This is a genomic window from Crossiella sp. S99.2 (assembly GCF_023094165.1).
Classification (GTDB): domain Bacteria; phylum Actinomycetota; class Actinomycetes; order Mycobacteriales; family Pseudonocardiaceae; genus Crossiella.
On record NZ_JALMDK010000006.1, the window covers coordinates 607,237 to 632,376 of the forward strand.

The 25,140-nt window shown below is 71.5% G+C and carries 14 protein-coding genes and 2 tRNA genes; 7 read left to right on the plus strand and 9 right to left on the minus strand.

The genetic code is table 11. From position 1 onward, the window contains the following. Window positions 1–82: 82 nt before the first annotated feature. Both MZC64_RS26005 and MZC64_RS26010 read left to right on the plus strand, forming a co-directional pair. On the plus strand, window positions 83–604 hold the full coding sequence (locus MZC64_RS26005; protein WP_247759020.1) for a PH domain-containing protein: 522 nt from the start codon (window positions 83–85) through the stop codon (window positions 602–604). Further along, on the plus strand, window positions 601–2,211 hold the full coding sequence (locus tag MZC64_RS26010; protein WP_247759016.1) for a PH domain-containing protein: 1,611 nt from the start codon (window positions 601–603) through the stop codon (window positions 2,209–2,211). The genes MZC64_RS26005 and MZC64_RS26010 overlap by 4 nt, the downstream gene beginning before the upstream one ends. Here the strand turns inward: MZC64_RS26010 and MZC64_RS26015 are convergent. Continuing rightward, window positions 2,208–3,734, minus strand: a complete 1,527-nt coding sequence (locus tag MZC64_RS26015) for a helicase HerA-like domain-containing protein (RefSeq protein WP_247759014.1) — start codon at window positions 3,732–3,734, stop codon at window positions 2,208–2,210. The genes MZC64_RS26010 and MZC64_RS26015 overlap by 4 nt on opposite strands. 117 nt (window positions 3,735–3,851) lie before the next feature. Here MZC64_RS26015 and orn point away from each other — a divergent pair, with 117 nt between their 5' ends. Both orn and MZC64_RS26025 read left to right on the plus strand, forming a co-directional pair. Then, window positions 3,852–4,472, plus strand: a complete 621-nt coding sequence (gene orn, locus MZC64_RS26020) for an oligoribonuclease (protein WP_247759013.1) — start codon at window positions 3,852–3,854, stop codon at window positions 4,470–4,472. 66 nt (window positions 4,473–4,538) lie between these two features. After that, window positions 4,539–4,611, plus strand: a tRNA-His gene (locus MZC64_RS26025). 259 nt (window positions 4,612–4,870) lie between these two features. On the opposite strand, the gene MZC64_RS26030 is transcribed toward MZC64_RS26025, so the two are convergent. Then, window positions 4,871–6,085: an Ig-like domain-containing protein gene (locus MZC64_RS26030; protein WP_247759011.1), complete on the minus strand. Its 1,215-nt coding sequence runs from the start codon at window positions 6,083–6,085 to the stop codon at window positions 4,871–4,873. Between the two features lie 295 nt (window positions 6,086–6,380). On the opposite strand from MZC64_RS26030, the gene MZC64_RS26035 reads away from it, so the two are divergent. Then, window positions 6,381–6,456, plus strand: a tRNA-Lys gene (locus MZC64_RS26035). Between the two features lie 156 nt (window positions 6,457–6,612). Here the strand turns inward: MZC64_RS26035 and MZC64_RS26040 are convergent. Further along, complete coding sequence (locus MZC64_RS26040; protein WP_247759005.1) at window positions 6,613–7,935, minus strand: MFS transporter; 1,323 nt, start codon at window positions 7,933–7,935, stop codon at window positions 6,613–6,615. A 46-nt stretch (window positions 7,936–7,981) separates the two neighbouring features. On the opposite strand from MZC64_RS26040, the gene MZC64_RS26045 reads away from it, so the two are divergent. Then, a complete protein-coding gene (locus MZC64_RS26045) occupies window positions 7,982–8,998 on the plus strand; it encodes an asparaginase (protein ID WP_247759002.1) in 1,017 nt (338 codons plus the stop codon). An 11-nt stretch (window positions 8,999–9,009) separates the two neighbouring features. Further along, window positions 9,010–9,639, plus strand: coding sequence for a GntR family transcriptional regulator (locus MZC64_RS26050; RefSeq protein WP_247759001.1), 630 nt, complete (start codon window positions 9,010–9,012; stop codon window positions 9,637–9,639). 95 nt (window positions 9,640–9,734) lie between these two features. Here MZC64_RS26050 and MZC64_RS26055 read toward each other — a convergent pair whose 3' ends face one another. The 6 genes from MZC64_RS26055 to MZC64_RS26080 form a co-directional block, all read right to left on the minus strand. Next, window positions 9,735–10,577: an alpha/beta fold hydrolase gene (locus MZC64_RS26055; RefSeq protein ID WP_247759000.1), complete on the minus strand. Its 843-nt coding sequence runs from the start codon at window positions 10,575–10,577 to the stop codon at window positions 9,735–9,737. Between the two features lie 96 nt (window positions 10,578–10,673). Next, the gene (locus MZC64_RS26060; protein ID WP_247758999.1) at window positions 10,674–11,621 is read right to left on the minus strand and encodes an NAD-dependent epimerase/dehydratase family protein; all 948 of its coding nucleotides are present in this window, start codon (window positions 11,619–11,621) and stop codon (window positions 10,674–10,676) included. A 28-nt stretch (window positions 11,622–11,649) separates the two neighbouring features. Next, window positions 11,650–13,116 (minus strand): alpha/beta fold hydrolase, encoded by a 1,467-nt coding sequence (locus MZC64_RS26065; protein WP_247758998.1) that lies wholly within the window; start codon window positions 13,114–13,116, stop codon window positions 11,650–11,652. Between the two features lie 440 nt (window positions 13,117–13,556). Then, entirely contained in the window at window positions 13,557–22,712 is a 9,156-nt protein-coding gene (locus MZC64_RS26070; RefSeq protein ID WP_247758997.1) for a type I polyketide synthase, read from the minus strand. 69 nt (window positions 22,713–22,781) lie between these two features. Beyond that, on the minus strand, window positions 22,782–23,825 hold the full coding sequence (locus MZC64_RS26075) for a ketoacyl-ACP synthase III family protein (protein WP_247758996.1): 1,044 nt from the start codon (window positions 23,823–23,825) through the stop codon (window positions 22,782–22,784). A 30-nt stretch (window positions 23,826–23,855) separates the two neighbouring features. Further along, on the minus strand, window positions 23,856–25,046 hold the full coding sequence (locus MZC64_RS26080) for a cytochrome P450 (protein WP_247758995.1): 1,191 nt from the start codon (window positions 25,044–25,046) through the stop codon (window positions 23,856–23,858). Between the last annotated feature and the right edge of the window lie 94 nt (window positions 25,047–25,140).

The following is a 25,140-nucleotide window of genomic DNA, read 5'->3' on the forward strand; positions in this document are numbered from 1 at the left end:
AAAGTCGGCGCCCGCTTGTCCAAAGTCGGGCTCGCCGCGCAACGCATGGCATCGCCCTGCCAACTGGGGCACAGTTGCCCCTGTGAACGTGGCATCAACTCCGAACACCCCTGATCGCCTGCAGCTGCGGCTGCGCGAGCCGGCCAACCAGGTCAGCCCGCAGGCCAAGACCTGGTGGGCGCTGCAGAGCGTCATCCTCTGGGTGTTCGCCCTCATCGCCCTGCTGGTGTCCTACCTGATCTGGGGCGCGACCATCTGGTGGTCGCTGGCCGCGGTGGTCATCGTGGTCTGGGCGGTCCTGGACCTGATCGTCGGGCCGCGGGTGCGCTACCGCTGGCACCGCTGGGAGACCACCGACCAGGCCGTCTACACCCAGACCGGCTGGATCACCAGGGAGTGGCGGATCGCGCCGCTGTCCCGGGTGCAGACGGTGGACACCGAACGCGGCCCGCTGCAGCGCGCGCTCGGGCTGTCCACGGTCACCGTGACCACCGCCTCGGCCGCGGGCGCGCTCAAGATCGTCGGCCTGGACAAGGACGTGGCCGCCGCGCTGGTCGACCGGCTCACCGCGATCACCGAGGCCACCCAGGGTGACGCGACATGAGCCAGGAGGCACGTCCGTCCGAAGTGGACGGCTTCGCGGTCGCGCCGGAGGCCCCGGACGCGGTGGTGGTGGAGCAGGACTGGCAGCGGCTGCACAAGCGGACCGTGGTGGTCGCCCCGCTCTCCGAGATCGCCGGCCTGCTCGGGGTGGCCTTCCTGCTGCTGGTGGTGCGCGGGTTCTCCGGGCTGAGCTGGATCGAGATGGGCATCGGCATCACCGCCGCGGTGGCGCTGATCGTCTTCGGCGTGCTGCGCTGGTACACCACCCGCTACCGGGTCACCTCCACCCACGTGGAGCTGCACACCGGCCTGGTCTTCAAGAAGGAACGCTCGGTGGCCAGGGACCGGCTGCGCACCGTGGACGCCACCGCGGACGTCTTCCACCGGATCTTCGGACTCTCCGTGGTCAAGATCGGCACCGGCCGTCAGGACCAGGGCACCGAGGACGAGCTGTCCCTGGACGCGATCGACCACGCCGAGGCGGACCGGCTGCGCGCGCTGCTGCTGCGCAGGCTGCCCGCACCGGTGACCAGCACCGAGGGGCTGCCGCCGGTGCGCCCGGACGGTTCGGTCGCCGAGTCCGCCGAACCCGAGTCCGCGGCCGCGGACTCCGAGCGGGTGCTGACCAAGCTCGACCCGAAGTGGCTGCGCTTCGCCCCGTTCACCCTGTTCGGCCTGATCGCGGTCGGCGCGCTCGGCGCGGCCGGGGCCTGGCTGGCCCGCACCCTCAACATCGACGTGGCGCACCTGCCCGCTTCCGAGGCGCTGCTGGGCTGGATCCGGCACACCCCGATCGCGCTGGTCATCGCGCTCGCGCTGGGTGTGCTGCTGGTGCTGGCCGTGCTCGGCTCGCTGGTCGTCTACGTGCTCTCGTACTGGAACTACAAGCTGACCCGCCGCGACGACGGCACCGTGCACGTGGCCTACGGCCTGCTCACGCTGCGCTCGGTGACCATCGAGGAGAAGCGGATCAAGGGCGTGGAGCTGCACGAGCAGCTGCTGCTGCGCCAGGTCAAGGGCGCCACGGTGAAGGCGGTGGCCACCGGGCTGGGCACCGGTCAGGACAGCGGCATGCTGCTGCCGCCGGCCCCGGTCGCCGAGGCGCACCGGGTGGTCGCCGAGATCCTGCGGGTCGACCCGGCGCCGACCGCCACCCCGCTGCGCAAGCACCCCAGGGCCGCGCTGCGCCGGTTGATGCTGTGGGACTTCGTGGTGCTGCCGGTGATCATCGGCGGGCTGGCCGTGCTGGCCTGGCAGGGCATCTTCCCGGACTGGCCGTGGCAGGCCGCGCTGGCGCTGATCCCGGTGGTGCTGCTGATCAGCTGGGACGAGTACCGCAACCTCGGCCACGCGCTGACCGAGAAGTACCTGGTGAGCCGGTCCGGTTCGGTGCTGCGCAACACCGTGGTGCTGCAGCGCACCGGCATCATCGGCTGGCGGATCAGGCAGAGCATCCTGCAGCGGCGCGCGCACATGCTCACCGTCGGCGCGACCAGCGCCACCTCCGGCGGGGTGTACGAGGTGCAGTACGTGGACCAGACCGACGGGCTGGAACTGGCCGAGGCGGCCGTGCCGGAACTGCTCACCCCGTTCCTGGAGCGCGGCTAGCGGCGGCGCCGGGCGGTCCCGAACATCCCTCGGGTGATCTCCCGGCCCAGCGCGCTGGCGGCCGAGCGCAGGAAGGACTTCACCGCGGAGTTGCCGAGCACCTGCTCGACCAGGCCGGGTTCGGCCTTCGCTGGCGGTTCTGCCCTGGGCTGTTCCTGGGGCGGCTCGGCCTGCTCGGTGCCGGAGACCTTGGCGGTGAGCTTCTCGTAGGCGGATTCGCGGTCGATGGTCTCGGCGTAGCGGGCGTGCAGCTCGCTGTCCCTGGCCGCCTGGGCGATCGCCTCCGGGCCGATGGTGTCCATCAGCGAGCGCGGCGGGCGCAGCCGGGTCCAGGCCACCGGGGTGGGCGCGCCGCGCTCAGAAAGCACGGTGACGATGGCCTCGCCGATACCGAGCGAGGTCAGCGCCTCGCCCAGCTCGTAGTGCGCGGTGCGCGGGTAGGTCTTGACCGTCTGGGCCAGGGCCTTGGCGTCGTCGGGGGTGAAGGCGCGCAGGGCGTGCTGGATGCGCGCGCCGAGCTGGGAGAGCACCGGGTTGGGCAGGTCGGTGGGCAGCTGGGTGCAGAAGAACACGCCGACACCCTTGGACCGGATCAGTTTGACCGTCTGGGTGATCCGCTCCACGAACGCCTTGGACGCGCCGTCGAAGAGCAGGTGCGCCTCGTCGAAGAAGAACACCAGCTTGGGTTTGTCCAGGTCGCCCTCTTCGGGCAGGTGCTCGAAGAGTTCGGCGAGCAGCCACATGAGGAAGGTGGAGCACAGGGCGGGCTTGGTCTGCTGGTCGCCGATTTCGAGCAGGTTGATCACCGCGCGGCCGTCGGCCTGGCGCATCAGGTCGGCGACGTCGAGTTCGGGTTCGCCGAAGAAGGTGTCGCCGCCCTGGGATTCCAGATTCACCAGGGCACGCAGGATCACCCCGGCGGTCGAGCTGGAGACACCGCCGATGCCGGAGAGGTCCGCCTTGCCTTCGTCGCTGGTCAGGTGCTGGATGACCGAACGCAAGTCCTTGATGTCGAGCAGCGCCAGGCCCTGGGAGTCGGCCCAGTGGAAGATCAGGCCGAGGGTGGATTCCTGGGTCTCGTTGAGGCCGAGGACCTTGCTCAGCAGGATGGGGCCGAAGCCGGTGATGGTGGCGCGGACCGGGACGCCGAGGCCGCCGGAGCCGATGGAGAGGAACTGGACCGGGCAGGCCGTGGGCTGCCAGTCGTCGGCGAGTTCGGTGGCGCGTTTGGCGAGTTTGTCGCTGGTCTCGCCCAGTCTGGCCAGGCCGGAGAGGTCGCCCTTGATGTCGGCCATGAGGACCGGGACGCCGGCGGCGGAGAGTTGTTCGGCGATGAGCTGGAGGGTTTTGGTTTTGCCGGTGCCGGTCGCGCCTGCCACCAGGCCGTGGCGGTTGAGGGTGGCGAGGGGGAGGCGGACGCGTGCTTCGGGGTCCGCGGTGTCGCTGATGACCACCGCACCCAGTTCGAGCGCGGCGCCGTCCGAGGCGTACCCGGCGGCGATCTCCCGTGCCTGCTCGGCCATCCCGACCTCCTCCAGACGGGCGCCGTGCCCGCCGAACGAGGGTAAGACGGAAAAAGGCCGCCGACCTGCTGTGCGCCACGGGAGTGTGACGCGCCGTCGCGGGATAGGCTCACCCGGGTGACAGACCGTCTAGTGTGGATCGACTGTGAGATGACCGGGCTGGACCTCAGCAAGGACGCCCTCATCGAGATTGCCGCTTTGGTCACCGACGCGGACCTCAACATCCTCGGTGACGGGGTGGACATCGTGATCCACGCCGCCGACGAGGTGCTGGACAGCATGCCGGACGTCGTGCGCGATATGCACGCCCGCTCCGGCCTCACCGAAGAGGTCCGGCGCTCCACGGTGACCCTGGCCGAGGCCGAGCGCCAGGTGCTGGACTACATCAAGGAGTACGTGCCCGAGATGCGCTCCGCGCCGCTGGCGGGCAACTCCATCGCCACCGACCGCGGCTTCATCGCCAGGGACATGCACCTGCTCGACGCCCACCTGCACTACCGCATGGTGGACGTCTCCAGCATCAAGGAACTCGCCCGGCGCTGGTACCCGAAGGTCTACTACGGCCAGCCTGCCAAGGGCCTGGCCCACCGCGCCCTCGCCGACATCCGCGAGTCGATCACCGAACTCGCCTACTACCGCCGCACCGTCTTCGTCCCCCAGCCCGGCCCGACCACCGAGCAAACCCACGCCGCCGCCCGCGCTCTCCAGGCCCAACGCCCCAAGAAGACAGCCGATTAGAATCTTGTGGCACCGGCACGCTAGTATGTCTCCGTACCGCTCACCGGCAACGGTGAGCAGCACATGGTGGGTGTAGCTCAGCTGGTAGAGCACTCGGTTGTGGTCCGAGATGTCGCGGGTTCAAGTCCCGTCACTCACCCGCTCTGGGACCCCCCTCTCTCGCTTCGCTTGAGAGGGGGGTTTCGCGTTTTCGTCATTGAACCCGGGGGCCCGAGCCCCCGGACCCCCACGGTGCGGGCGGTGCCGAACCAGCGGGGATTTTTTCAGCCCCTCCCCCTCCCTCGTCTCCCTCCCCTCTTCCTTTTCCTCTCCCCCGCGCTCCCCTCCTCGTGGCCTTTTCTGTGACGCCGAAGGGGTCCCGCGCTTGGCGCGGGACCCCTTCGGCTTTGTGGTCTTGGTTACTTCTTGCCGCCCTTGAGCCATTCGACCCAGGGGATTTGCCAGTCGCCGAAGCCGTCCCAGGGTTGGAGGGTGGGGCCTCCGGTGTTGGTCACTACGACGATGTCGCCCTTTTTGGCGTTGTCGTAGAACCACTTGGCGTTGTCGAGGGAGGCGTTGAGGCAGCCGTGGCTTACGTTGCGGCGGCCTTGGTCCCGGACTGACCAGGGGGCGCCGTGGATGAAGATGCCGCCGTTGCTGATGCGGGTGGCCCACTTGACCGGGGTTTTGTAGCCGCCCTGGTCCAGGGAGAGGCCGTAGGTGGTGGAGTCCATCAGCTTGCTGGCGTGGCGTTCGGTCACTACGTGGGTGCCGTTGTTGGAGGGGAAGGCGGGGCGGCCCATGGAGATGGGCATTTCCTTCACTACCTGGCCGTTGACCTTGATGATCATCTGGTGCGACTTGCCGTCGGCTTCGGCGACGAACTCATCGCCGACGGTGACCGCGGCCTTGCGGTCCTCCATGCCGAAGGTGTTGCCGCCCAGGCTCTTGCCGTAGATGGCGGCGTTCACGTTGATCTTGGTACCGGGCTTCCAGTAGTGCTCGGGGCGCCAGCGGACCTCCTTGTCGGAGAACCAGTAGAAGGCGCCCTCGGTCTTGGGCTCGGTGGTGACCTGGATCGCCCGCTCGGCGGCCTTCTTGTCCGGCGGCGGGCTGGAGAAGCCGAACTGCAGCGGCATGCCGACGCCGACGGTCTCCCCGTTCTTGGGGTTGAACACGTTGATGGCGATCTGCTTGCCCGGCTTCACCGTGCTGAACGCCGACTTGGCGGTGGCGTCCTTGCCGTCGGCGCCCTTGCCCGCGGCGGAGAGCGTGTACTTCTTGTCGTAACCGAGCGCCTCGGTCGAGGTCCACTTGGTCTTGTCCGGGGTGAACTCACCGGGGACCTGCTTGCCCTCGGCGTTGGTCAGCGCGATCTCGCCGAGCGTGCCGTTGCTCGCCACCACCGTCACCGGCTCGCCGGGGGCGACGTTGGCCGCCGCGTCCGCCGGCGTGAGCGCCAGGTTGATCGGCGGCTTGGGCGCGGCTGTCGAGGTGTCGGCGGCCTGCTTCGGCTGCGTCTCCGCGGGCGCGCTGCCCGTGCAACCAGCAACCAGCACGGCTGCCAAACCCAGCGTCGCCACGAGCAGCGCGCGAGGCGTGCGGCGAACCGCGGGGCTACCGAACACCACCATGGTCGATCCGTCCGTTCGAAGTCATTCAGAGGCGGAACACAGTGTGCTACATGGGCGCACCGTGCGTGGGGAAACCGTAGACCTCGGACGAGGAGTCCAGATCGGACGGATCACTCTCTTCTACCCCAAAGGACGCCACGGCACCGCACCGGGTTGCCCACTTTCCATGATCACCCCAAGATCCCCTGAACGGAGTAGCGCCAACGTCATGACCAGCCGATTTCTAGTCTGCGAAACCCCTGTGCTAATGTTCTCCACGTCGGACGGGGAGCCCCCGGAAGACGTGGAAAGACTGGCGCCGCTAGCTCAATTGGCAGAGCAGCTGACTCTTAATCAGCGGGTTCGGGGTTCAAGTCCCTGGCGGCGCACCACAGAGATCGACCCCATCGGCTTCGGCTGGTGGGGTTGTTTGTTTTGGACCGTCCACAGTGGACTCACGGTCGGGTGGCTTCCGTCGGCAGGTGCTCGCCCGTGCGGTGTTGCCGTTGTGGCGCAACGGCAACACCGCGCGAGTCGTGGTGTTCGGGTCAGGCTGACGCTCTTGCCGCGTCGTCCCGCCGTCCGGAGCCGGCGCGACCGAGCTGGCCTGGACGCAGGAACGCCATCGCGCACATGCCGACCGCGGTGGCCACCCCGGCGGCGACGAAGATCGAGCCGTACCCGTAGGTCGCGGCCAGGTACCCGGCCAGGGTGGGCGCGGCGACCGCGGCGATGTTGGCGATGAAGTGGGTGAAGCCGCCGAAAGTGCCGGCGCGGGCGGGTGCGGTGTCGATGATGACGGCCCAGAACACCGCGTTGGGCAACGAGTTCAGCGCGTTGCCCAGCGCCATCAGGGCGAGCACGCTGGTCGCGTCCGGCATCAGCGGGATCAGCAGGAAGCACACCGAGGTCGCCGCCATGGCCAGCACCGCGAACAGGTTGCGGGCGATGCGCAGGTTCCCGGTGCGCCTGCGCAGCGCGTCGGTGATGCGCCCGCCGAGCAGGATGGTCACGCAGGCGCCGATCCACGGGATCATGCCGAGGTACCAGAGCGAGCCGAGGGAGAACTGGAACTGGTCCTGGAGATACTTCGGCACCCAGGTCTGGATGGTGAAGTTGACGAACATGAAGGCGAAGTAGCCCACCGCGTTGAGCAACAGGGTCCGGCTGGTGAAGAACGCGCGGACCGGGATCGGCTGCCCGGCAGGCGCTTCCGGGCCGGACTCGGCGCGGATGTGCGCCAGTTCCGCCGGACTCACCCGGGGATGCTGCTCGGGCTTGTCCCGGAACAGGCGGTAGAACACCAGCAACAACGCGAAGCCGGCCACGCCCAGCACGATGAAGGTGACCCGCCAGTTGCCGGTGAGGGTGAGCAGGCCGACCGAGACCGGCGCGGTCAGCAACGCGCCCAGCGGGGTGCTGAGCAGGCCCACGGAGACGGCGAACCCGCGTTCCCGCGGCGCCGCCCAGTCGGCCATGGTGCGGTTGATGGTGGAGTAGGCCGGGCCCTCGGCGAAGCCGAAGAGCACCCGCACCACGGCGAACCCGGCCAGCGCCGACCCGCCGAACAGGCCGATGCCGATCTCTCCGGCGAAGGCCGAGGCCACCTCCAGCGCCGACCAGGCCGCCCCCGCCCACAGCCATACCCGGCGGGCACCCAGCCGGTCGGCCGCCCAGCCTCCGATCAGGGCGCCGAACATGTAGCCGTAGCCGAAGAAGCCGAGGATCTGGCCCCACTCCCCGGTGGAGAAGCCGAACTCGGCGATCACCGGGCCCGCCGCATAGGACAAGGCGCCCCGGTCGATGTAGTTGACCAGCGCGACCACGACCAACAGGCCGAAGACCACATAGCGGTATCGGGGAGTGCGCATGCCAGCTCCTTGCCTCGGCGTGCGCAGACTTTATAAAGTGCACAGTATGCAAAGCAACCCTCAGCGCGATCGTCCTGTGGTCGCTGTCGCCGCGCTCGGCGGGACCATCGCGATGGCCCGGCCCGCCGCGGGTGGCGGGGTGGTTCCCCGGCTCAGCGCGGCTGACCTGCTCGGCAGGCTCGGCGCGGACCTGCCGATGGAGGTGCACGCCGAGACCCTCGCCGGCCTGCCCGGCGCCTCGCTGGACTTCCCGACGCTGCTGCGCTGCCGGGACTGGGGCCTGCGGCAGGTCGAGGACGGCGCGGCCGGACTGGTGATCGTGCAGGGCACCGACACGCTGGAGGAGACGGCCTACTTCTTCGAGGCGACCTGGCCGCACGAGGCGCCGGTGGTGGTCACCGGCGCGATGCGGGACCCGAGCCAGGCCAGCGCGGACGGCCCGGCAAACCTGCTGGGCGCGCTGACCGTGGCCGCGGATCCACGCGGCCGGGGGCGGGGCGCGCTGGTCGCCTTCAACGACGATGTGCATCAGGCGCGCTGGGTGCGCAAGGCCCACGCCAGCCACCTGGAGGCGTTCTCCTCCGCGCCCGCGGGGCCGCTCGGGCTGCTCGCCGAGGGCGCGGTGCACTACTTCCACCCGGCCGCGGCCCGCCCGCGGGCGCTGCCGGTGCGGGAGGCGGACTTCGCCGGGCGGGTTCCGGTGCTGGAGGCTGGACTCGCCGAGGACGGGACGATGCTGGCTGCCCTGGTCGAGGCGGGCGCGCGGGGCGTGGTGGTGGCCGCGGGCGGAGTCGGTCACGTCTCCGCCGGGTGCGCCGAGGTGATCGAGCGGGTCCTGCCGGAGATCCCGGTGGTGATCGCCTCCCGCACCGGCGCCGGCACCACCTTCCGTGCCACGTATGGCTTTCCCGGTTCGGAGTCGAGCCTGCTCGCGATGGGCGCGACGATGGCGGGCTGGCTGTGCCCGCGCAAGGCCAGGGTGCTGCTGCACATCCTGCTGGCCACCGGCGCGAGCCGCGCGGAGATCGAGCGCGAGTTCCGCCTGCGCGGCGACCTCGGCTAGATTTCCCCGCGATGAGCACCCGCCCCCGCACCAACTACGAATTCGCCCGGCAGCAACTGCGGGCGGACATCCTGGACGGCAGGCTCGCGCCCGGCGCCAAGCTCATCCAGACCGAACTGGCCGCCCGGCTGGAGCTGTCCACCACGCCGGTGCGCGAGGCGCTGCAGGATCTGGCCCGCGAGGGCCTCGTTCTGCTCGATCCGCATCGCGGCGCGTTCGTGCGGGAGCTGTCCCTGGCCGAGGTCCGCGAGATCTACGAGCTGCGGATCCTGCTGGAGCCGATGCTGCTGCGGCAGGCCGCTGGCGGGATCGGCGCGGACCTGCTGGTCCGGGCGGAGGAGCTGCGGCGGCGGATGGCCGAAGAGACCGACCTGTCCCGCTGGGCCGAGCTGAACCGGGAGTTCCACGCCACGCTGCTCTCCCCCGCCGACGGCAGCAGGCTGGCCGGGATCGTGGCCGGCCTGCGGGACAGTGCCACCCCGTTCGTCGCGCTGTCCCTGCGCGAACCGAGCCAGCGCGCGGACAGCAACGCCGAACACGCCGAACTGCTCACCCTGCTGCGCGCCAACGACATCGAGGCCGCCGCCGAACTCACCCGCCGCCACCTCTCCGCCACCCTGCACATCATCGAATCACGCTGACCCGGCGTACGACTTTGCCCAACCAGGCGTACGACTAGGGCCAACCGGGCGTACGACTTTGGCCAACCGGGCGGCCGCATGCGGGTGATCGACAGCTAGCGGGCGAGCATCGCCGCGGCGACCTCGTCGGCGGCCGCGTCGGGGATGGCGATCGCGGCCTGTTCGAGCACCAGCAGCCGCGCACCGGGGATCTCGCGCGCGAGCGCCTCGCCGTTGCCCACCGGGAAGAACGGGTCACGACGACCGTGCACCACCAGCGTCGGCAACGCGAGTCCCGGCAGGCGCTCACGCCAGCGTGGCGTGCAGTCAAGCCTGGCGAAGACCATGCCGAGCTGGTTGGCCTGCTGGACCGCGGGCTCCGTGCCCGGTGTGCGGTCGAAGATCCGCTCGGCCCTCGCCCGTGCCGCGCCGGGGTCGTCGCCGAGGACCTCGGCTCCGGCGGCGGCGAACTCCGCCACCGCCGCACGGTCGGACCAGTCGGGCATCGGGAGCGCGAACCGTCGCCGCATCGCCGTCTGGTCGTGGTCGGGCAGGTCCTCGTCGACCGGGCCCGGTGCGAGCGAGCGCGTCCCGGCGAGGGTCAGCGCCGAGAACGCGTCCGGGTGGTCGAGCGCGGCGACCTGGGCGACCATCCCGCCGACGCCGATGCCCGCCAGGTGCGCGGGCCGGTCGTCAAGCCCACGGGCGAGCGCGGCAGCGTCAGCGGCGAGGTCGCGCAGTGTGTAGGCCGGCGCCTCGGGGTCGAGGGTTGTCGACGCGCCGGAGTCGCGCAGGTCGTAGCGCACCACATGACGTCCGCCGCGCGCGAGCGCCTCGCAGAGCGCGTCGGGCCAGGACAGCATGGTCGTGCCACCCGCGAGCAGCACCAGTGGCGCCGCCGCATCGCCGAAGTGCTCGACCCCGAGCGTGACGCCTTCGGGTGTGCGGAACGAGTGCATCGTCGACCTCCAGGGCGGCTGTGGGACCGCGGCCACGCTACCCCGCGCCGGCGACACCTTTTGGGGGTTCGCCGGCCGCGGGCTGGTGGGCCGGTTTCAGGAGAGGAGCTGGCGGTACCAGGCGAGGGTGGTGTCCACGGCCTGCTCGATCGGGGTTGGGTGCAGGCCGAAGGTGTCGGCGATGGCCTGGCAGTCCACGATCTGCGGTTCCAGGTACTGGTAGAACAGCTCGGCGTACTCGCGCATGAGGGTGGCGTCGAAGGGGCCCCAGGCCTGATCGGTTGGCGCGGACAGGATTTCCGGCGTGAGCTGGTGGCCGAGGCGTTCGCCGATGAGGCGGTGGACCTCGCGGGTGGTGTGGGTCGAGGTGGTGGGGACGTGCCAGGCGCGGCCTGGTGCGTCGGGGTGTTCGCCGAGGGTGGCGAGTGCGGCGGCGACGTCGCCGATGTAGCTGTAGGCGTGCGGCTGGTCGAGGTCACCGAAGGCGATGACCGGTTCTCCCTTCAGAGCTGGGATGAACGTGGCGCCGCCGAGTGCGGAGTTGAGGACGCGCGGGCCGTAGAAGTCGGCGGCTCGGGCGATGGTCACCGTGGCCTCGCCGTTGGCGTGGGCGGCCAGGTAGCCCTCGGCGATCTCGGCGCGGAGCTTGCCCTTGTGCGAGGTGGCGTGGTGCGGGGTTTGCTCGGTCATCGGGGTGCCGCCGGTGGGGCCGTACATGTAGAGCGTGTCGGTGACCACGAGGCGGGCGCCGCTGCTGGCCGCGCCGGCCAGGAAACCGGCCTGGAAGCGGAAGAGCAGGTCGGCCCAGAGTTCGTACGGGGCGTGCGCGCAGTGGTAGATGGTCGTGGCGCCGGCGCAGAGCGAGCGCATGGCGTCGAGGTCGGTGACGTCGGCGGCGCGCAGTTCGACCGCGGGCGGGACCGGGGCGGAGCCGCTCCGGTTGACCGCGCGGACGTGGTGGCCCCGGGTGAGCAGTTCGTCGATCAGGGTCAGCCCGGCGGGGCCGGTGCCGAAGACGATGTGCGTTTCACGGTCGGCGTTCATGCCTGATGTCCTTTGCGGGTAAGGGGATTCAGTTGGTGCAGAGGGCGCCGGGCGTGGGCAGTCGCCGTTCGGTGAGGTAGGTGTCCATGGCCTCGCGGACGCAGTCGGAGAACAGGATCATCGAGTAGTCCTCGCCTTCACGGGAGAGCACGACGCTGCCGGGCAGTCGCGCCGAGAGGCCGAAACCCCACTGGTAGGCGGCCGAGGACTGGTGGGTGGACTGGACGATCAGGGCGGGCGGCAGGTCGCGCAGCGGCGCGGTCACCGGCTGCTTGGTCCGCACCGGCCAGCCCTGGCAGCCGGCCAGGTGGCTCCAGCCCTGCACGGCGCCGCCGAGGTGCGGCGAGAGCTGCTTGGCCATCCGCGCCAGCTGGGCGAGTTCGGCGTAGCCGGTGGCGGCGGGTGCGGTGTCCAGGCAGGCGCGGGTCAGTGCCTGGACCCGGTTGAGGGTCTTGTCCTGCACCACGGTGAAGGCGGTCGCGTCACCGTCGACGGCCTGCTTGATCGCTTTGGCGGTCTCCGGCCACTGCGGGAACTTGATGTTGAGGAAGTCCTGCATGGCCGAGCGGATGTCCTCGCCGTTCAGCGATCGCCGAGGGTCCTTGGTGGGAATCGGCCGCCGGTCGGCGTCGGCGACGAGCCGGTCGAACAGGCCCGCGACATCCTGTCCGGACAGCGCGCACTGGGAGTCGGTGCGGCACCAGTCGGCGAACCGGTTGAACGACTGCTCGGCGGTGCTGATCTCGGCGGCCAGGCGGGCGACCGGGGACTGGCCGTCGTCCAGCGCGCTGTCGGCGAACAGGGTGCGCAGCCGGCCGGGGAAGAGCTGGGCGTAGGTCTTGCCGAGCAGAGTGCTGTAGTGGATGCCGTACCAGTTGAGCTGTTTCTCGCCGAGTCCGATGCGGACCGCCTCCATGTCGCGGGCGGTGCTGGCGAGGTCCACATTGGCCAGCAGCTGCTGGTTCTCGCAGGCCGCGGCCAGCGCGCGGTTGTTCTCCACCAGCGCGCGGTACTGCTGCTCGTTGGCCGGGAAATAGGTCACGCCGGGGGCGCGCTCCGGGCGGTTCGCACAGGTCGTCGGAGTGCTGTGGCCGACGCCGCGCGGGTCCACCGCGACCAGGTCGAACCGCTTGCCCACGGGTAACTGCGAGACGAACCCGAACCGGATCGCGTACCGCAGCTGCTCGATGCTCGACCCGCCACCGCCGTTGTTGAGCAGCAGGCTGCCGATCCGCCGTGCAGGCTCGTCGGCCTTGCGCCGGATCAGCGAGAGGGAGATCTCGCCCGCCCGGGGACGGGACCAGTCGACGGGGACGCGCATGGTGCCGCAGTCCAGGCCCTTGAAGTCCGGCTCGGCGCAGGGCTGCCAGGCGATCGGCGCCGGCTTCGGGTTCAGGGCCGAGGCTGACTCCGCGGTCGGCTGCGCGGCCGCGGCGGGCATGGGGGCGAGCACCGCGGCGGCGAGTGCGGCGGCCACCAACTTGACGGCGATCATGACGCGTCCTCTCGGTAGTGAGTGATGGACCACTCACTCTTTCGTTGAGGAGTAATTAACCACTCACACTTGGCGGTGTCAACCGGTGGTGGTGGCCGGAACCGGCTACTTGGGCGAGGGCAGGCGCGTGCGCTGCGGACGTTGCGTGGCAGGCGAAGGTGGGTTGCCCCGGAGGCGGTGCGGTGTTTGCCGAGCCGCGAGGGTGGGGCGGGCTTCGGCTGGATCGACTGGGGCACAACAGAGTTCGGGCATCCGGGCGGGATCCACGCGGGCGCGGTCACCGAGCGGCGTCATCTCGCCCGCTTCATCCTCGTGCCCGCCTGTGCGAGAAGCCGACCGCGACCGGCCTGGCTCCGCGCTGGCTGTTCGGCCGCCTCGCCCGGGGCGGGCCGGATCGCGCTGGTTCAGGCAGTGCGATCCGGCCCGGGGCGCCGGTGGGCTCAGCCTGTTTGGGCCTGTGCCAGGAGATCCGCGAGTTGGCCTGTGAGGTGGGACAGGGAGTGGTTGGACTCTGTTGCGGTGGTGAGGAGTTGGCGGAGGTGGTCGATGGCGGCCAGTACCGGAGCGTCGGGGTCTGGCTCGGGGATGGCGAGTTGGGTGAGGAGGTGGTCCGCCAGTTCCGCGGCTGAGGGGTGTTCGAAGGCGATTGCGGTGGGGAGGCGCAGGGCGGTGGCTGCGTTGAGGCGGTTGCGGAGTTCTACCGAGGTGAGGGAGTCCAGGCCCAGGTCGTCGAAGGGGCGGTCGGGGGTGATGTCGGTTGACGTGTCGTGGCCCAGTACGGCGGCCAGGTGGGTGCGGACCAGGTCGGTGAGCAGGTTTTTGCGGTCGGGAGCGGGGAGGGGGAGCAGGCGTTCGGGCAGGGTGGCTTCGGATTGGGGTTGGGGGGTGGGGGTGCGGCGGTGGGGGGTGGGGGTGATCAGGCCGCGGTAGAGGGCGGTGTGGGCTTGTAGGGCGGACCTGTCGAGGGGGGTGGTGATGACTACTGGTTCGGCCAGGGATTGGGCTGCGGTGAAGAGGGCCAGGCCGGTTTCGGGGGTGATGGGGATCAGGCCGTTGCGGGTCATGCGGTCCAGGTCGGACTGGGTCAGGTGGCTGGTCATGCCGGTCGCCTCGGACCACAGGCCCCAGGCGAGGCTGGTGGCGACTCGGCCCTGGCGGTGGCGGTGCTGGGCCAGGGCGTCCAGGAAGGTGTTGGCTGCGGCGTAGTTGGCCTGGCCGGGGGTGCCGCTGATGCCGGCGATGGAGGAGAACAGCACGAACGAGGTGAGGTCCAGGTGCTGGGTCAGTTCGTGTAGGTGCCAGGCGGCGTTTGCCTTGGGGCGCAACACGTTGTCGAGTTGAGCCGGGGTCAGGGCGGTAACCATGCCGTCGTCCAGGACGCCCGCGGCGTGCACGATGTCGGTGAGTGGGTGGCTGGGTGGGATGGTCGCCAGCAGGGTGGTGAGGGCGTCTCGGTTGGCGAGGTCGCAGGCGGTGATGGTGACCTTGGCGCCGAGGGTGCGGAGTTCGGTGGACAGGTCGGTGGCGCCGGGGGCTTCGGGGCCGCTGCGGCTGGCCAGCAGCAGGTGGATGCCTGGGTGCTGGGTGGCCAGGTGGCGGGCTATCCGGGCGCCGAGTACGCCGGTGCCGCCGGTGATCAGGGCGGTGCCGTGGTTGGTGGGCGGGATGGTGAGCACGACCTTGCCGACGCCCTTGGCCTGGGCCAGGTGCCGGAAGGCCGCCTTGGCCCGGCGGATGTCCCAGGTGGTCAGCGGCGCCGGTTGCAGGACGCCCTTGTCGAAGAGGGCGAGGACCTCGGCGAGGATGTCGCGCAGGCGGTCCGGGTCGGCGCCGGGGAAGTCCGGTTCGGGGCGGGCCAGGGTGGTGAGGTCGAAGACCCGGTAGGTCACGCCGGGGTGGGCGGCTTCGACCTCGGCGGTCTCGCGGAGGTCGGTCTTGCCCATTTCCAGGAAGCGGCCGCCGGGGGTGAGCAGGGCCAGGGAGGCGTCGATGAACTCCTCGGCCAGGGAGTTGAGGACCACGTCGACGCCGGTGCGGAACCGGTCGCGGAACTCCAGGGTGCGGGAGTTGGCGATGTGGTCGGCAGGGACGCCGAGGGCGCGCACGGTGTCCCACTTGGCGGGGCTGGCGGTGGCGTAGACCTCGGCGCCGAGGTGGCGGGCCAGTTGCACCGCGGCGGTGCCGACTCCGCCGGCGGCGGCGTGGATCAGCACCGATTCGCCGGGCTGCAGCTGGGCCAGGTCGACCAGGCCGTAGTAGGCGGTCAGGTAGACCAGCGGGACGGCGGCGGCCTGGGCGAAGGTCCAGCCGTCGGGGATGGCGGCCAGCAATCGGCGGTCGGCCACGGCTTCCGGGCCGAAGGCGCCGTCGAAGTAGCCCATGACCCGGTCGCCGGGGGCCAGGTCGGTGACCCCGGGGCCGGTTTCCAGGACCACGCCCGCGCCCTCGGCGCCCATGGTCACGTTCCGCTCCGGCACCATGCCGAGGGCGATGAGCACGTCCCGGAAGTTCAGGCCGGCGGCGCGCACCGCGAGCCGGACCTGGCCGGCGCCAAGGGGTTCGCGCGGTACTTCCACCAGTGCGAGGTCGTCGGGGGCGGTGTGGGCCACCGGGACCAGTCGCCAGTGCCCGGTGGCGGGTGGGGTGAGGGTGTCGGTGGCCGCGGGGGCCAGTCTGGGCACCTGGATCGCGCCGTCGCGCAAGGCGAGTTGCGCTTCGCCGGTGGCCAGTGCGCCGGGCAGGGCGCGGGTCGAGGACTCCCGGCCGTCGGTGTCCACCAGGACCAGGCGGTCCGGGTTCTCGGTCTGGGCGCTGCGGAGCAGGCCCCAGACGGCGGCGGCCGGCGGGCTCACCTGCTCGGCGTCGGTGGTGGGCACGGCTTTGCGGGTCAGCACCACGAGACGGGAGGTGGCGAAGCGTTGTTCGCCCAGCCAGTGCCGCAGGGTGGTCAGTAGGTCGCGCAGCACGGTGGCGGTGTGCTCGACCGGGTCGGTGTCGCTGCCGGGGATGGGCAGCAGCACCGTGGGCGGGACGGTGTTCGCCGTCGCCAGTGCGGTGAGGTTCGGGTGGGTGGTGATCTGCCGGCTGAGGGTGGCCGGGGTGAGTGACTCGTCCTGGCCGAGGACGGCCCAGGTCTCGGTGGTGCTGGCCGGGGCGGCGGCGGGGATGGTGGGCCAGTCCAGGCGATACAGGCCCTCCGGGCGGGCCGGGCGCAGGCCGGTGGCGGTGATGGGGCGCAACAGCAGCGAGTCCACGGTGGCGATCAGGCCGCCCGCGCTGTCGAGCAGGGTGAGCGCAGCCGAGACCGAGTCGGTGGAGCCGGTGTCCAGGCGCAGCAACACCCTGGCCGCTCGGGCGCCGACCGCGTGCACGGTGACGCCGGACCAGGCGAAGGGCAGCACAGCCGGGTGGGTGCCCTCGGCCACGCCGAGCAGCAGCGGGTGCAGGGCCGCGTCCAGCAGTGCGGGGTCGAGTACGAACTCGCCGGTCAGGCCGCGCCGTGTCGGCAGCTCGATCTCGGCGAGCAGGTCCGGGCCCTGGCGGGACAACCGGCGCAGGCCGCGGAAGGCCGGGCCGTAGGCGTAGCCCTGGTCGGTGAGCCGCGCGTAGAAGTCGGTCAGGTCGATGTCCGGGCCGCTGTCGGTGGGCCAGGTGGGTGTGGTGACCGGTGTGGTGGCCGAGAGCACCCCGGCGGCGTGCCGGGTCCAGGGCTGGTTGGTGTCCGGACGGGAGTGCACGCTCAGTGTGCGGCGGCCGGACTCGTCCGGTGGGCCGACCACGACTTGGACGTCGGCGCCGCCCTGTTCCGGCAGGATCAGCGGCTCCAGCAGGGTCAGTTCGTCCACCCGGGGGCTGCTGGTCCGCTCCCCCGCGCGCAGCGCCAGGTCCAGCAGCGCGGCCCCGGGCAGGATCACCGCGTCGAGGACCCGGTGGTCGGCCAGCCAGGGGTGGGTGTGCTGGGAGAGCCTGCCGGTGAGCAGGGTGTCGCCGCCGGTCGCGCTGTCCACGGTGGCGCCGAGCAGCGGGTGGTCGGCCGTGCTCAGCCCGGCCCTGGCGAGGTCTCCGGCACCGGATTTGGCGGTGAGCCAGTAGCTGTCGCGCTGGAAGGCGTAGCCGGGCAGTTCGGCCGGGCGGGCGCCGGTGCCGGCGAACACCGCGGTCCAGTCGACTGGGACGCCCTGGGTGAAGGCGGTGGCGAACGCGGTCAGCAGCTGGTCGAGGCCGCCCTGATCGCGGCGCAGCGTGCCGGTGACCAGGGCGTCCGCGCCGACGTCCTCGACGGTTTCCTGGATGCCGACGGTGAGCACCGGGTGCGGGCTCATCTCCAGGAACGCGTCGTGTTGCTCGGCCAGCAGTGCCCTGGTGGCCTCCTCCAGTCGCACGGTCTGGCGCAGGTTCCGGTACCAGTACCCGGCGTCGGCCTCGTGGTCGGTGAGGAACTTCCCTGTCACCGTGGACAGCAACGGCACCCGCACCCGTCGCGGTTCGATCGGCGCGAGCAGGTCGGCCAGTTCCGCGCGGACCAGCTCGACGTGCGCGGAGTGCGAGGCGTAGTCGACCGGGATCCGGCGGGCCTGCACGCCGGCCGCGGTCAGTTCGGCGAAGAGTTCGTCGAGTGCGGCGGCGTCGCCGGAGACCACGGTGGAGGACGGTCCGTTGACCGCGGCCACCGAGATCCGACCGTCCCTTGTGGACAGTCGCTGGTCGACTTCGGCGCGCGGCAGTGGGATGGAGACCATGCCGCCCTTGCCAGCCAGTGCGAGCAGGGCCTTGCTGCGCAGGGCCACGATCCGGGCCGCGTCGGCCAGGGAGAGCGTGCCTGCCACGTGTGCCGCGGCGATCTCGCCCTGGGAGTGGCCCAGCACCGCGGCCGGTTCCACCCCGTGTGCCCGCCAGAGCGCGGCCAGGGACACCATCATCGCGAACAGCGCGGGCTGGACGACGTCCACCCGGTCCAGTTCGGGCGCGCCCGGCTCGCCGCGGACCACGGCGTGCAGTGACCAGTCCAGGTGCGGGGCGAGGGCCTGTTCACATTCGGCCATCGCGGTGGCGAACACCGGCGCGGAGGTCAGTAGTTCCCTGGCCATCCCGGCCCACTGGGATCCCTGGCCGGGGAAGACGAACACGACCTTGCGCCGCTTGGCCGCGGTGTCCGCGGTGACCAGGCCGGGGGCCGGGGCACCGGTGGCGAGTGCGGCCAGGCCATCGGTCAACCGGGTGCGATCACCCAGCAGGACGGCCCGGTGCTCGAATACCGCGCGGCCCGAGGACAGCGACCAACCGACGTCCACAGTGGACAGATTGGTCACCGCGGTGCGCAGTCGTTCCGCCTGCGCCCGCAGCGCTTCCGGGGTGCGGGCGGAGAGCACCCAGGGCAGCACCTCGGGTTCGCCATCGGTGACCGGGACCTCAGGTTCGGGGGTCTCCTCCAGCACGACGTGCGCGTTGGTGCCGCTGATTCCGAAGGAGGACACCCCGGCCCGCCGCGGGCCGTCCTGGTTTGGCCAGGGCTGGGCCTGCGTCAGCAGCCGGATGCCGCCGCCGGACCAGTCCACCAGCGGTGTCGGCTCGGTGACGTGCAGGGTGCGTGGCAGCACCCCGGCCCGCATCGCCTGGACCATCTTGATCACGCCGCCGATCCCGGCGGCGGCCTGGCTGTGGCCGATGTTGGACTTCAGCGAGCCCAGCCACAGCGGGCGGTCCTCGGGACGGTCGTGGCCGTAGGTGGCCAGCAGCGCGTCCACCTCGATCGGGTCGCCAACCTTGGTGCCGGTGCCGTGCGCCTCCACCACGTCGACGTCCACAGTGGACAGTCCGCCGTCGGCGAGGGCCCGTCGGATCACCGCCTGCTGGGCCGCGCCGCTGGGTGCGGTCAGGCCGTTGGAGGCGCCGTCCTGGTTCACCGCGGAACCGCGCACCACGGCCAGGATCCGGTGTCCGTTGCGGCGGGCCTCGGACAGCCGTTCCAGCAGCACCAGGCCCACGCCCTCGGCCCAGCCGGTGCCGTCCGCGGCCGCGTCGAAGGCCCGGCAGCGGCCGGTCGGGGACAGTCCGCGCAACCGGCTGAACTCCAGGAACGCCCCTGGCGAGGACATCACCGTGACGCCACCGGCCAGCGCGAGGGAGCACTCCCCCGAGCGCACCGAGCGCACCGCGTTGTGCAGGGCCACCAGCGAGGAGGAGCAGGCCGTGTCCACGGTCACCGCGGGTCCGGTGAAGCCGAACTGGTAGGCCACCCGGCCGGAGGCCACGCTGCCGAGGTTTCCGGTGTAGAGCAGCCCTTCCAGGTTCTCCGGCATCCGGTCGTAGGCGGGTCCGTAGTCGTGGTACATCAGCCCGGCGAAGACCCCGGTGTCGCTGCCGCGCAACGATTCCGGGTCGATGCCCGCGTGTTCCATGGTCTCCCAGGCGGTTTCCAGCAGCAGCCGCTGCTGCGGGTCCATGGCCAGGGCCTCCCGGGGGGACAGCCCGAAGAAGGCGGGGTCGAACTCGTCGGCCTGGTGCAGGAATCCGCCCTGGCGCACCGCGGATTTCCCGGCCTGGGCCGGATCGGCGTCGAAGAGGTCCGCGGGCCAGCCGCGGTTGTCCGGGAAGCCGGAGATCGCGTCCACCTCGTCGGCGACCAGTCGCCACAGCTCCGCGGGCGAACTCACCCCGCCGGGGTAGCGGCAGGCCATGCCCACGATCGCCACCGGCTCGTCCACCTCGGCGGTGCGGGCCGGGGCGGCGCTCGCCGCGGCGCCGGTGAGCGCGGCCAGCAGGTGCCCGGTGAGGTCGTGCGGGGTGGGGAAGTCATAGACCAGGCCGGCGGGCAGGCGCAGTCCGGTGGCCACGGCCAGTGCCTCGCTCAGGCTCACCGACATCATCGAGTCGAAGCCCAGTTCGGTGAACGGCGTGCGCAACTGGACCGGGGTGCCACCGGCCAGGCCCAGCGCCACCGCGACCTGTGCCGAGACCAGGCCGGTCACCGCCTGCTGACGCTCCACAGTGGACAGATCGGCGAGTCGTCCGGCGAACCCGGTCTCCACGGCGACTGGCGTTGATTCGGCGGTGTCCAGCCAGTGCCGGTCCCGCTGGAAGGCGTAGGTGGGCAGCTTGACCCGGTGTCCGGCGCCCGCGCTGAAGCTGTGCCAGTCCACTGCCGCGCCGCGGACGAAGACCTGGCCAAGCGCGGCCAGGAAGCTGTCCCGTTCCGGTTTTCCCTTGCGCAGCACGGCGGCCGTGCTTCCGGACTCGGGCAGGCAGCGCGCGGCCATCGGGGCCAGCACGGCGTCCGGGCCCAGTTCCAGGAAGGTCCCCGCGCCCGCGGTCCGCAGCGCGAGCACCGCGTCCAGGAAGCGGACCGGTTCGCGCACGTGCCGCACCCAGTACTCGGCGTCGGGGGCCACCGGCTGCCCGGTCACCGTGGAGATGATCGGCAGTCGCGGCGGGTTGTGGGTCAGTCCGGCGCAGACCGCGCGGAACTCGGCCAGCATCGGCTCCATCAGCGGCGAGTGGAAGGCGTGGCTGACCCGCAGCGGCCGGGCCCGGTGCCCGCGCGAGCGCAGTTGTTCGACCGCCGCGGCCACCGCGGTCTCGGCGCCGGAGAGCACCACCGCGTTCGGGCCGTTGACCGCGGCGATGCCCAGCCGCTCCTGCTGTCCGGCCAGCAGTGGCAGGACCTCGGCCTCCGGGGCGAAGACCGCGACCATCGCCCCGCCGGACGGCAGCGCGCCCATCAGCCTGCCGCGCGCGGCGACCAGTGTGCAGGCGTCGGCCAGCGACAGCACGCCGGCCACGTGCGCGGCGGCCAGCTCGCCGATGGAGTGCCCGGCCAGGAAGGCCGGTTCGAACCCGCGGGAGCGGACGAGCTGGAACAGCGCGACCTCCAGCGCGAACACCGCGGGCTGGGCGAATTCGGCCCGGTCCAGCCCCTCGCCGGAGTTGATCACCTCGCGCAGCGGGCGGCCCAGCAGCGGGTCCAGCTCCGCGCACACCTGGTCGAAGGCCGCGGCGAACTCGGGGAATGCCTGGTACAGCTCACTTCCCATGCCGGGCCGGTGCGCGCCCTGGCCGGTGAACAGCACCGCGGGCACGCCCTCGGCGAGCCGGCCGCGCAGCACGCCCGGCGCGGGCCTGTCCTCGGCCAGGTCGGCCAGGCCGGCGAGCAGCTCGTCCCGGTTCTCGCCCAGCACCACCGCGCGGTGCTCGAACAGGGTCCGGGCGCCGACGAGTGCCCGGCCGACCGCGGCCGGGTCCAGTTCCGGGTCGGCGAGCACGAACTCGCGCAGCCGCCCGGCCTGGGCGGCCAGCGCGGCCTCGGTCCGTCCGGACAGCACCCACGGTCCGCCCGGATCGCCATGGCCCACCAGGGTTTCCGGTTGTGGCCAGTCGGTGACGACCAGGTGGCAGTTGGTGCCGCCCATGCCGAAGGAGCTGACCCCGGCCACCAGCGGCCGGCCCGGGGCCGGCCAGTCGCCGAAGTCCTGCCGCACGGCCAGGTTCAGCCGGTCCAGGTCGATGGCGGGGTTGGGTTCGCGGTAGTTCAGGCTGGCCGGGATGCTCCGGTGCCGCACGCTCAGCGCCACCTTGATCAGCCCGGCGATGCCCGCCGCGCCTTCGAGGTGGCCGATGTTGGTCTTGACCGAGCCGACCTGCAGCGGCGGCCTGTCCCGCCGGGCGCCGAGCACCGCGCCCAGCGCGGCCGCCTCCACCGGGTCGCCGGCCTTGGTGCCGGTGCCGTGCAGCTCGACGTACTGGGCCGCACCGGGTTCCAGACCCGCGTAGGCGTAGGCGGCGCGCAGCACCTCGCCCTGGGCCACTTCGCTGGGCACGGTCAGGCCGCTGCCCGCGCCGTTGTTCACCGCGCTGCCGCGGATCACGCAGTAGATGTCGTCACCGTCGGCGACCGCCCGGTCGAGGGGCTTCAGCAGCACCGCGCCGCCGCCCTCGCCGCGCACGTAACCGTTGGCCCTGGCGTCGAAGGTGTAGCAGCGGCCGTCCGGGGACAGCCCGCCCCAGGCGGCCGAGATGGCCGCGGTCTCGGCCAGCAGGGCCAGGTTCACCCCGCCCGCGATGGCCAGTTCGGACTCGCCGTGCCGCAGGCTCTCGCAGGCCAGGTGCACCGCGACCAGCGAGGAGGACTGCCCGCTGTCCACCGCCATGCTCGGCCCGTGCACACCGAGGAAGTAGGACAGCCGGTTGGCCAGGATGCTGCGGTGGATGCCGGTGGTGGTGTGCTGCGCGGCCGCCGCGGCGTTGCGGTAGGACAGCTGGGCGTAGTCGTCCCAGATGGCGCCGACGAACACGCCGAGCTTGCTGCCCGCGATCGTGCCGGGCACGATCCCGGCGTCCTCCAGGGCTTCCCAGCCCAGTTCCAGCATCAGCCGCTGTTGCGGGTCCATCGCGGCGGCCTCGCGCGGGGAGATGCGGAAGAAGGCCGGGTCGAAGGTGTCGATCTCGTCCAGGAACGAGCCGAACTGGCCTTCGGCCCGCCACCGCCGGGCCGGCACCGCACCGATGGTGTGCTGCCCGGCGCGGAGCAGCCGCCAGAACTCACCCGGAGCCGCGGCCCCTGGAAAGCGACAGGAAATGCCGACGACGGCGATGCCATCCATATTGGTGTCTCCACAGTGGCGGGGGAAAAGCCGTTGTGGCGACGGTAAAAACCCCGGCCGGACTCCGGCTCAAGAACCACTGATCCCCAGCGAGGGCATGGGTTCCTCGATTTCCACTACAGCGCAGCCCCAGCTGTATCCCGCGCCGACGCTGACCAGCACGCACTTGTCGCCAGGTTTGACCGCGCCGGTGCGCACCAGGTGGTCCAGACCGGCGAACTGATCGCCCGCGCCCAGGTGGCCCACGGTGCGGCCCCAGTCCCAGGCGGTGCGCGCCTGCTCGATGCCGAACCGGTCGTAGTACAGCGATTCCAGCCGGATCCGGCCGAAGTTGGGCAGGATCACCCAGTCCGCCTCGGCGAGTTCGAGTTCGGCCTCGGCCAGCGCGTGTTTGAGCACGGTGGTCTGTCCCTGCGCCACCCGCCGCAGCGCGAAGGACATCCCGTGCTTGCGGTTGAACGACTTGGTCACCTCCTCGAAGCCGATCGGGCTGCGGTGCGACAGCGGCGCGTCGCCGAAGGGGTCCTCGCCGCGGTGCGAGGGTTCCAGTTCGGGGTCGGCGAAGGTGGCCAGCGACCGGAGCCGGGCGAACCCGCCGCGCCGGGACAGCACCACCGCCGCGCCGCCGTCCCCGTACGGCGTGCCGGGATCGGCGCGCCAGCGGTCAAAACCGGGCGGGCAGTACCGGTCGCCGGTGGTGATCAAGGCGTCCCGGCGGCCGGGCGCGGCGAGCAGGTAGGAGGCGGCCAGGTCCAGCGCGGCCAGGCCGCCGTTGGACATCTGCCGGATCTCGATCGCCGGGCACTGGTTGCCGACGGTCTCGCGCTGGATGTAGGAGGCCACCGCCCAGACGTCGTGGCCCTGGTAGTAGGTGTCGGCGTGCAGGATCAGGTCCACGTCGCCGGGTCCGGACCCGGCGGTGGCCAGGGCGGTTCGCGCGGCCAGCACGGCCATCTCGGGCGCGGACTCCCCCGCCGAGACCGCCACCGCGTCCATGCCGGTGCGCTCGGGCAGCATCGCCGGGCACTCGCCTGCGGCCACCGCCGCGGCCAGCGTTCGCCGGGGCGGCAGCCAGGATCCGGTGCCGCGCAGGAAGATGTCGTCAAATCGCACCGGGCACCTCCGGCCGGTTGGCTGACGGGTTCACCAGGTGACCTTGAGTTCCCACAGGCCGTAGACGATCGCGCGCTCCTTGGCCGGGATCTGCTCGACCGGGTCCACCAGTTGCAGAGTGGGGATCCGCTCGAACAGCCGGGACAGCACGACCTCCAGCTCCAGCCGGGCCAGGTCCGCGCCGATGCACAGGTGCGCGCCGTAGCCGAAGCCGATGTGCCTGCGGCTGCCGCGGGTGATGTCGAACTCCGCCGGGCGGTCGAACTCGCCGGGATCGCGGTTGGCCGCCTGCAGCAGGCACAGGATGCCCTCGCCCGCGCGGATGACCTCGCCGCCGAGTTCGATGTCGGCCAGCGCGACCCGCGGCACCGCGAGGTCGCCAAGACTGAGCCAGCGCACCAGTTCCTCGATCGCGGGCTTGAGCAGCGCCGGCTCCGCGCGGAGTTTGGCCAGCTGGTCGGGGTGGGACAGCAACGCGGCCACCCCCATGGTGATGTGGTTGGCGGTGGTCTCGTGGCCGCCGTTGATCAGCATCCGGCACATGTGCACCAGCGAGGCGACGTCGAAGTCCTCGTCCTCGGCGCGGTGCTCGGCGATGGCGCGGCTGATCAGGTCATCGCCCGGGGTGGCCATCTTCTGGCGCACCAACGTGTCCAGGTACTGGGCGACCTCGACCATGGCGGCCTGGCGTTCGGCGTGCGAGGAGCTGCCGCCGAAGAGGTTCTCGCCGTGCTTCTGCAGGAAGCCCTGGTCCTCGCGGGGCACGCCGAGCAGCTCGCAGATCATGATCATCGGCGCGGGCAGCGAGACCAGCTGGTGCAGGTCCGCGCCGGGGCCAGCGGCCAGCAGTTGTTCGATGCACTCGTCGGTGTTGCGCTCCAGCGCGCCGCGCAGCTGCTGCACCCGGCGGTGGGTGAAGGAGGCGGCGACCTTGCGCCGGGAGTTGGTGTGCTGCGGCGGGTCGTAGGCGATGAAGGAGGTGTCGCTGCGGAACTCCGGCGGCGCCTCGAAGTAGAACGGGTAGCCGGGGTGCTTGCGCGAGGCGCTGACCCGCGTATCGGTGAGCAGCTGCCTGGCCTCGGCGAAGCCGGAGACCAGCCAGGCGTCCAGTCCGGTGGCCAGCCGCACCTTCGACACCGGCCTGGCGCCGATGATCTCCTCGTACTGCTTCGGCGGCGAGAACGGGCATTTCCGCTCGTAGGGAAAGGTTTCTGCGGCCATCGGTGCCCCCGGATCGGCTTGGGTCCTGGATCGGCCGAAGCCTCCCCGGGGCACCTTGGAGGCGGCTGGAACCGAACTAGAGCGGTTCCCCTCC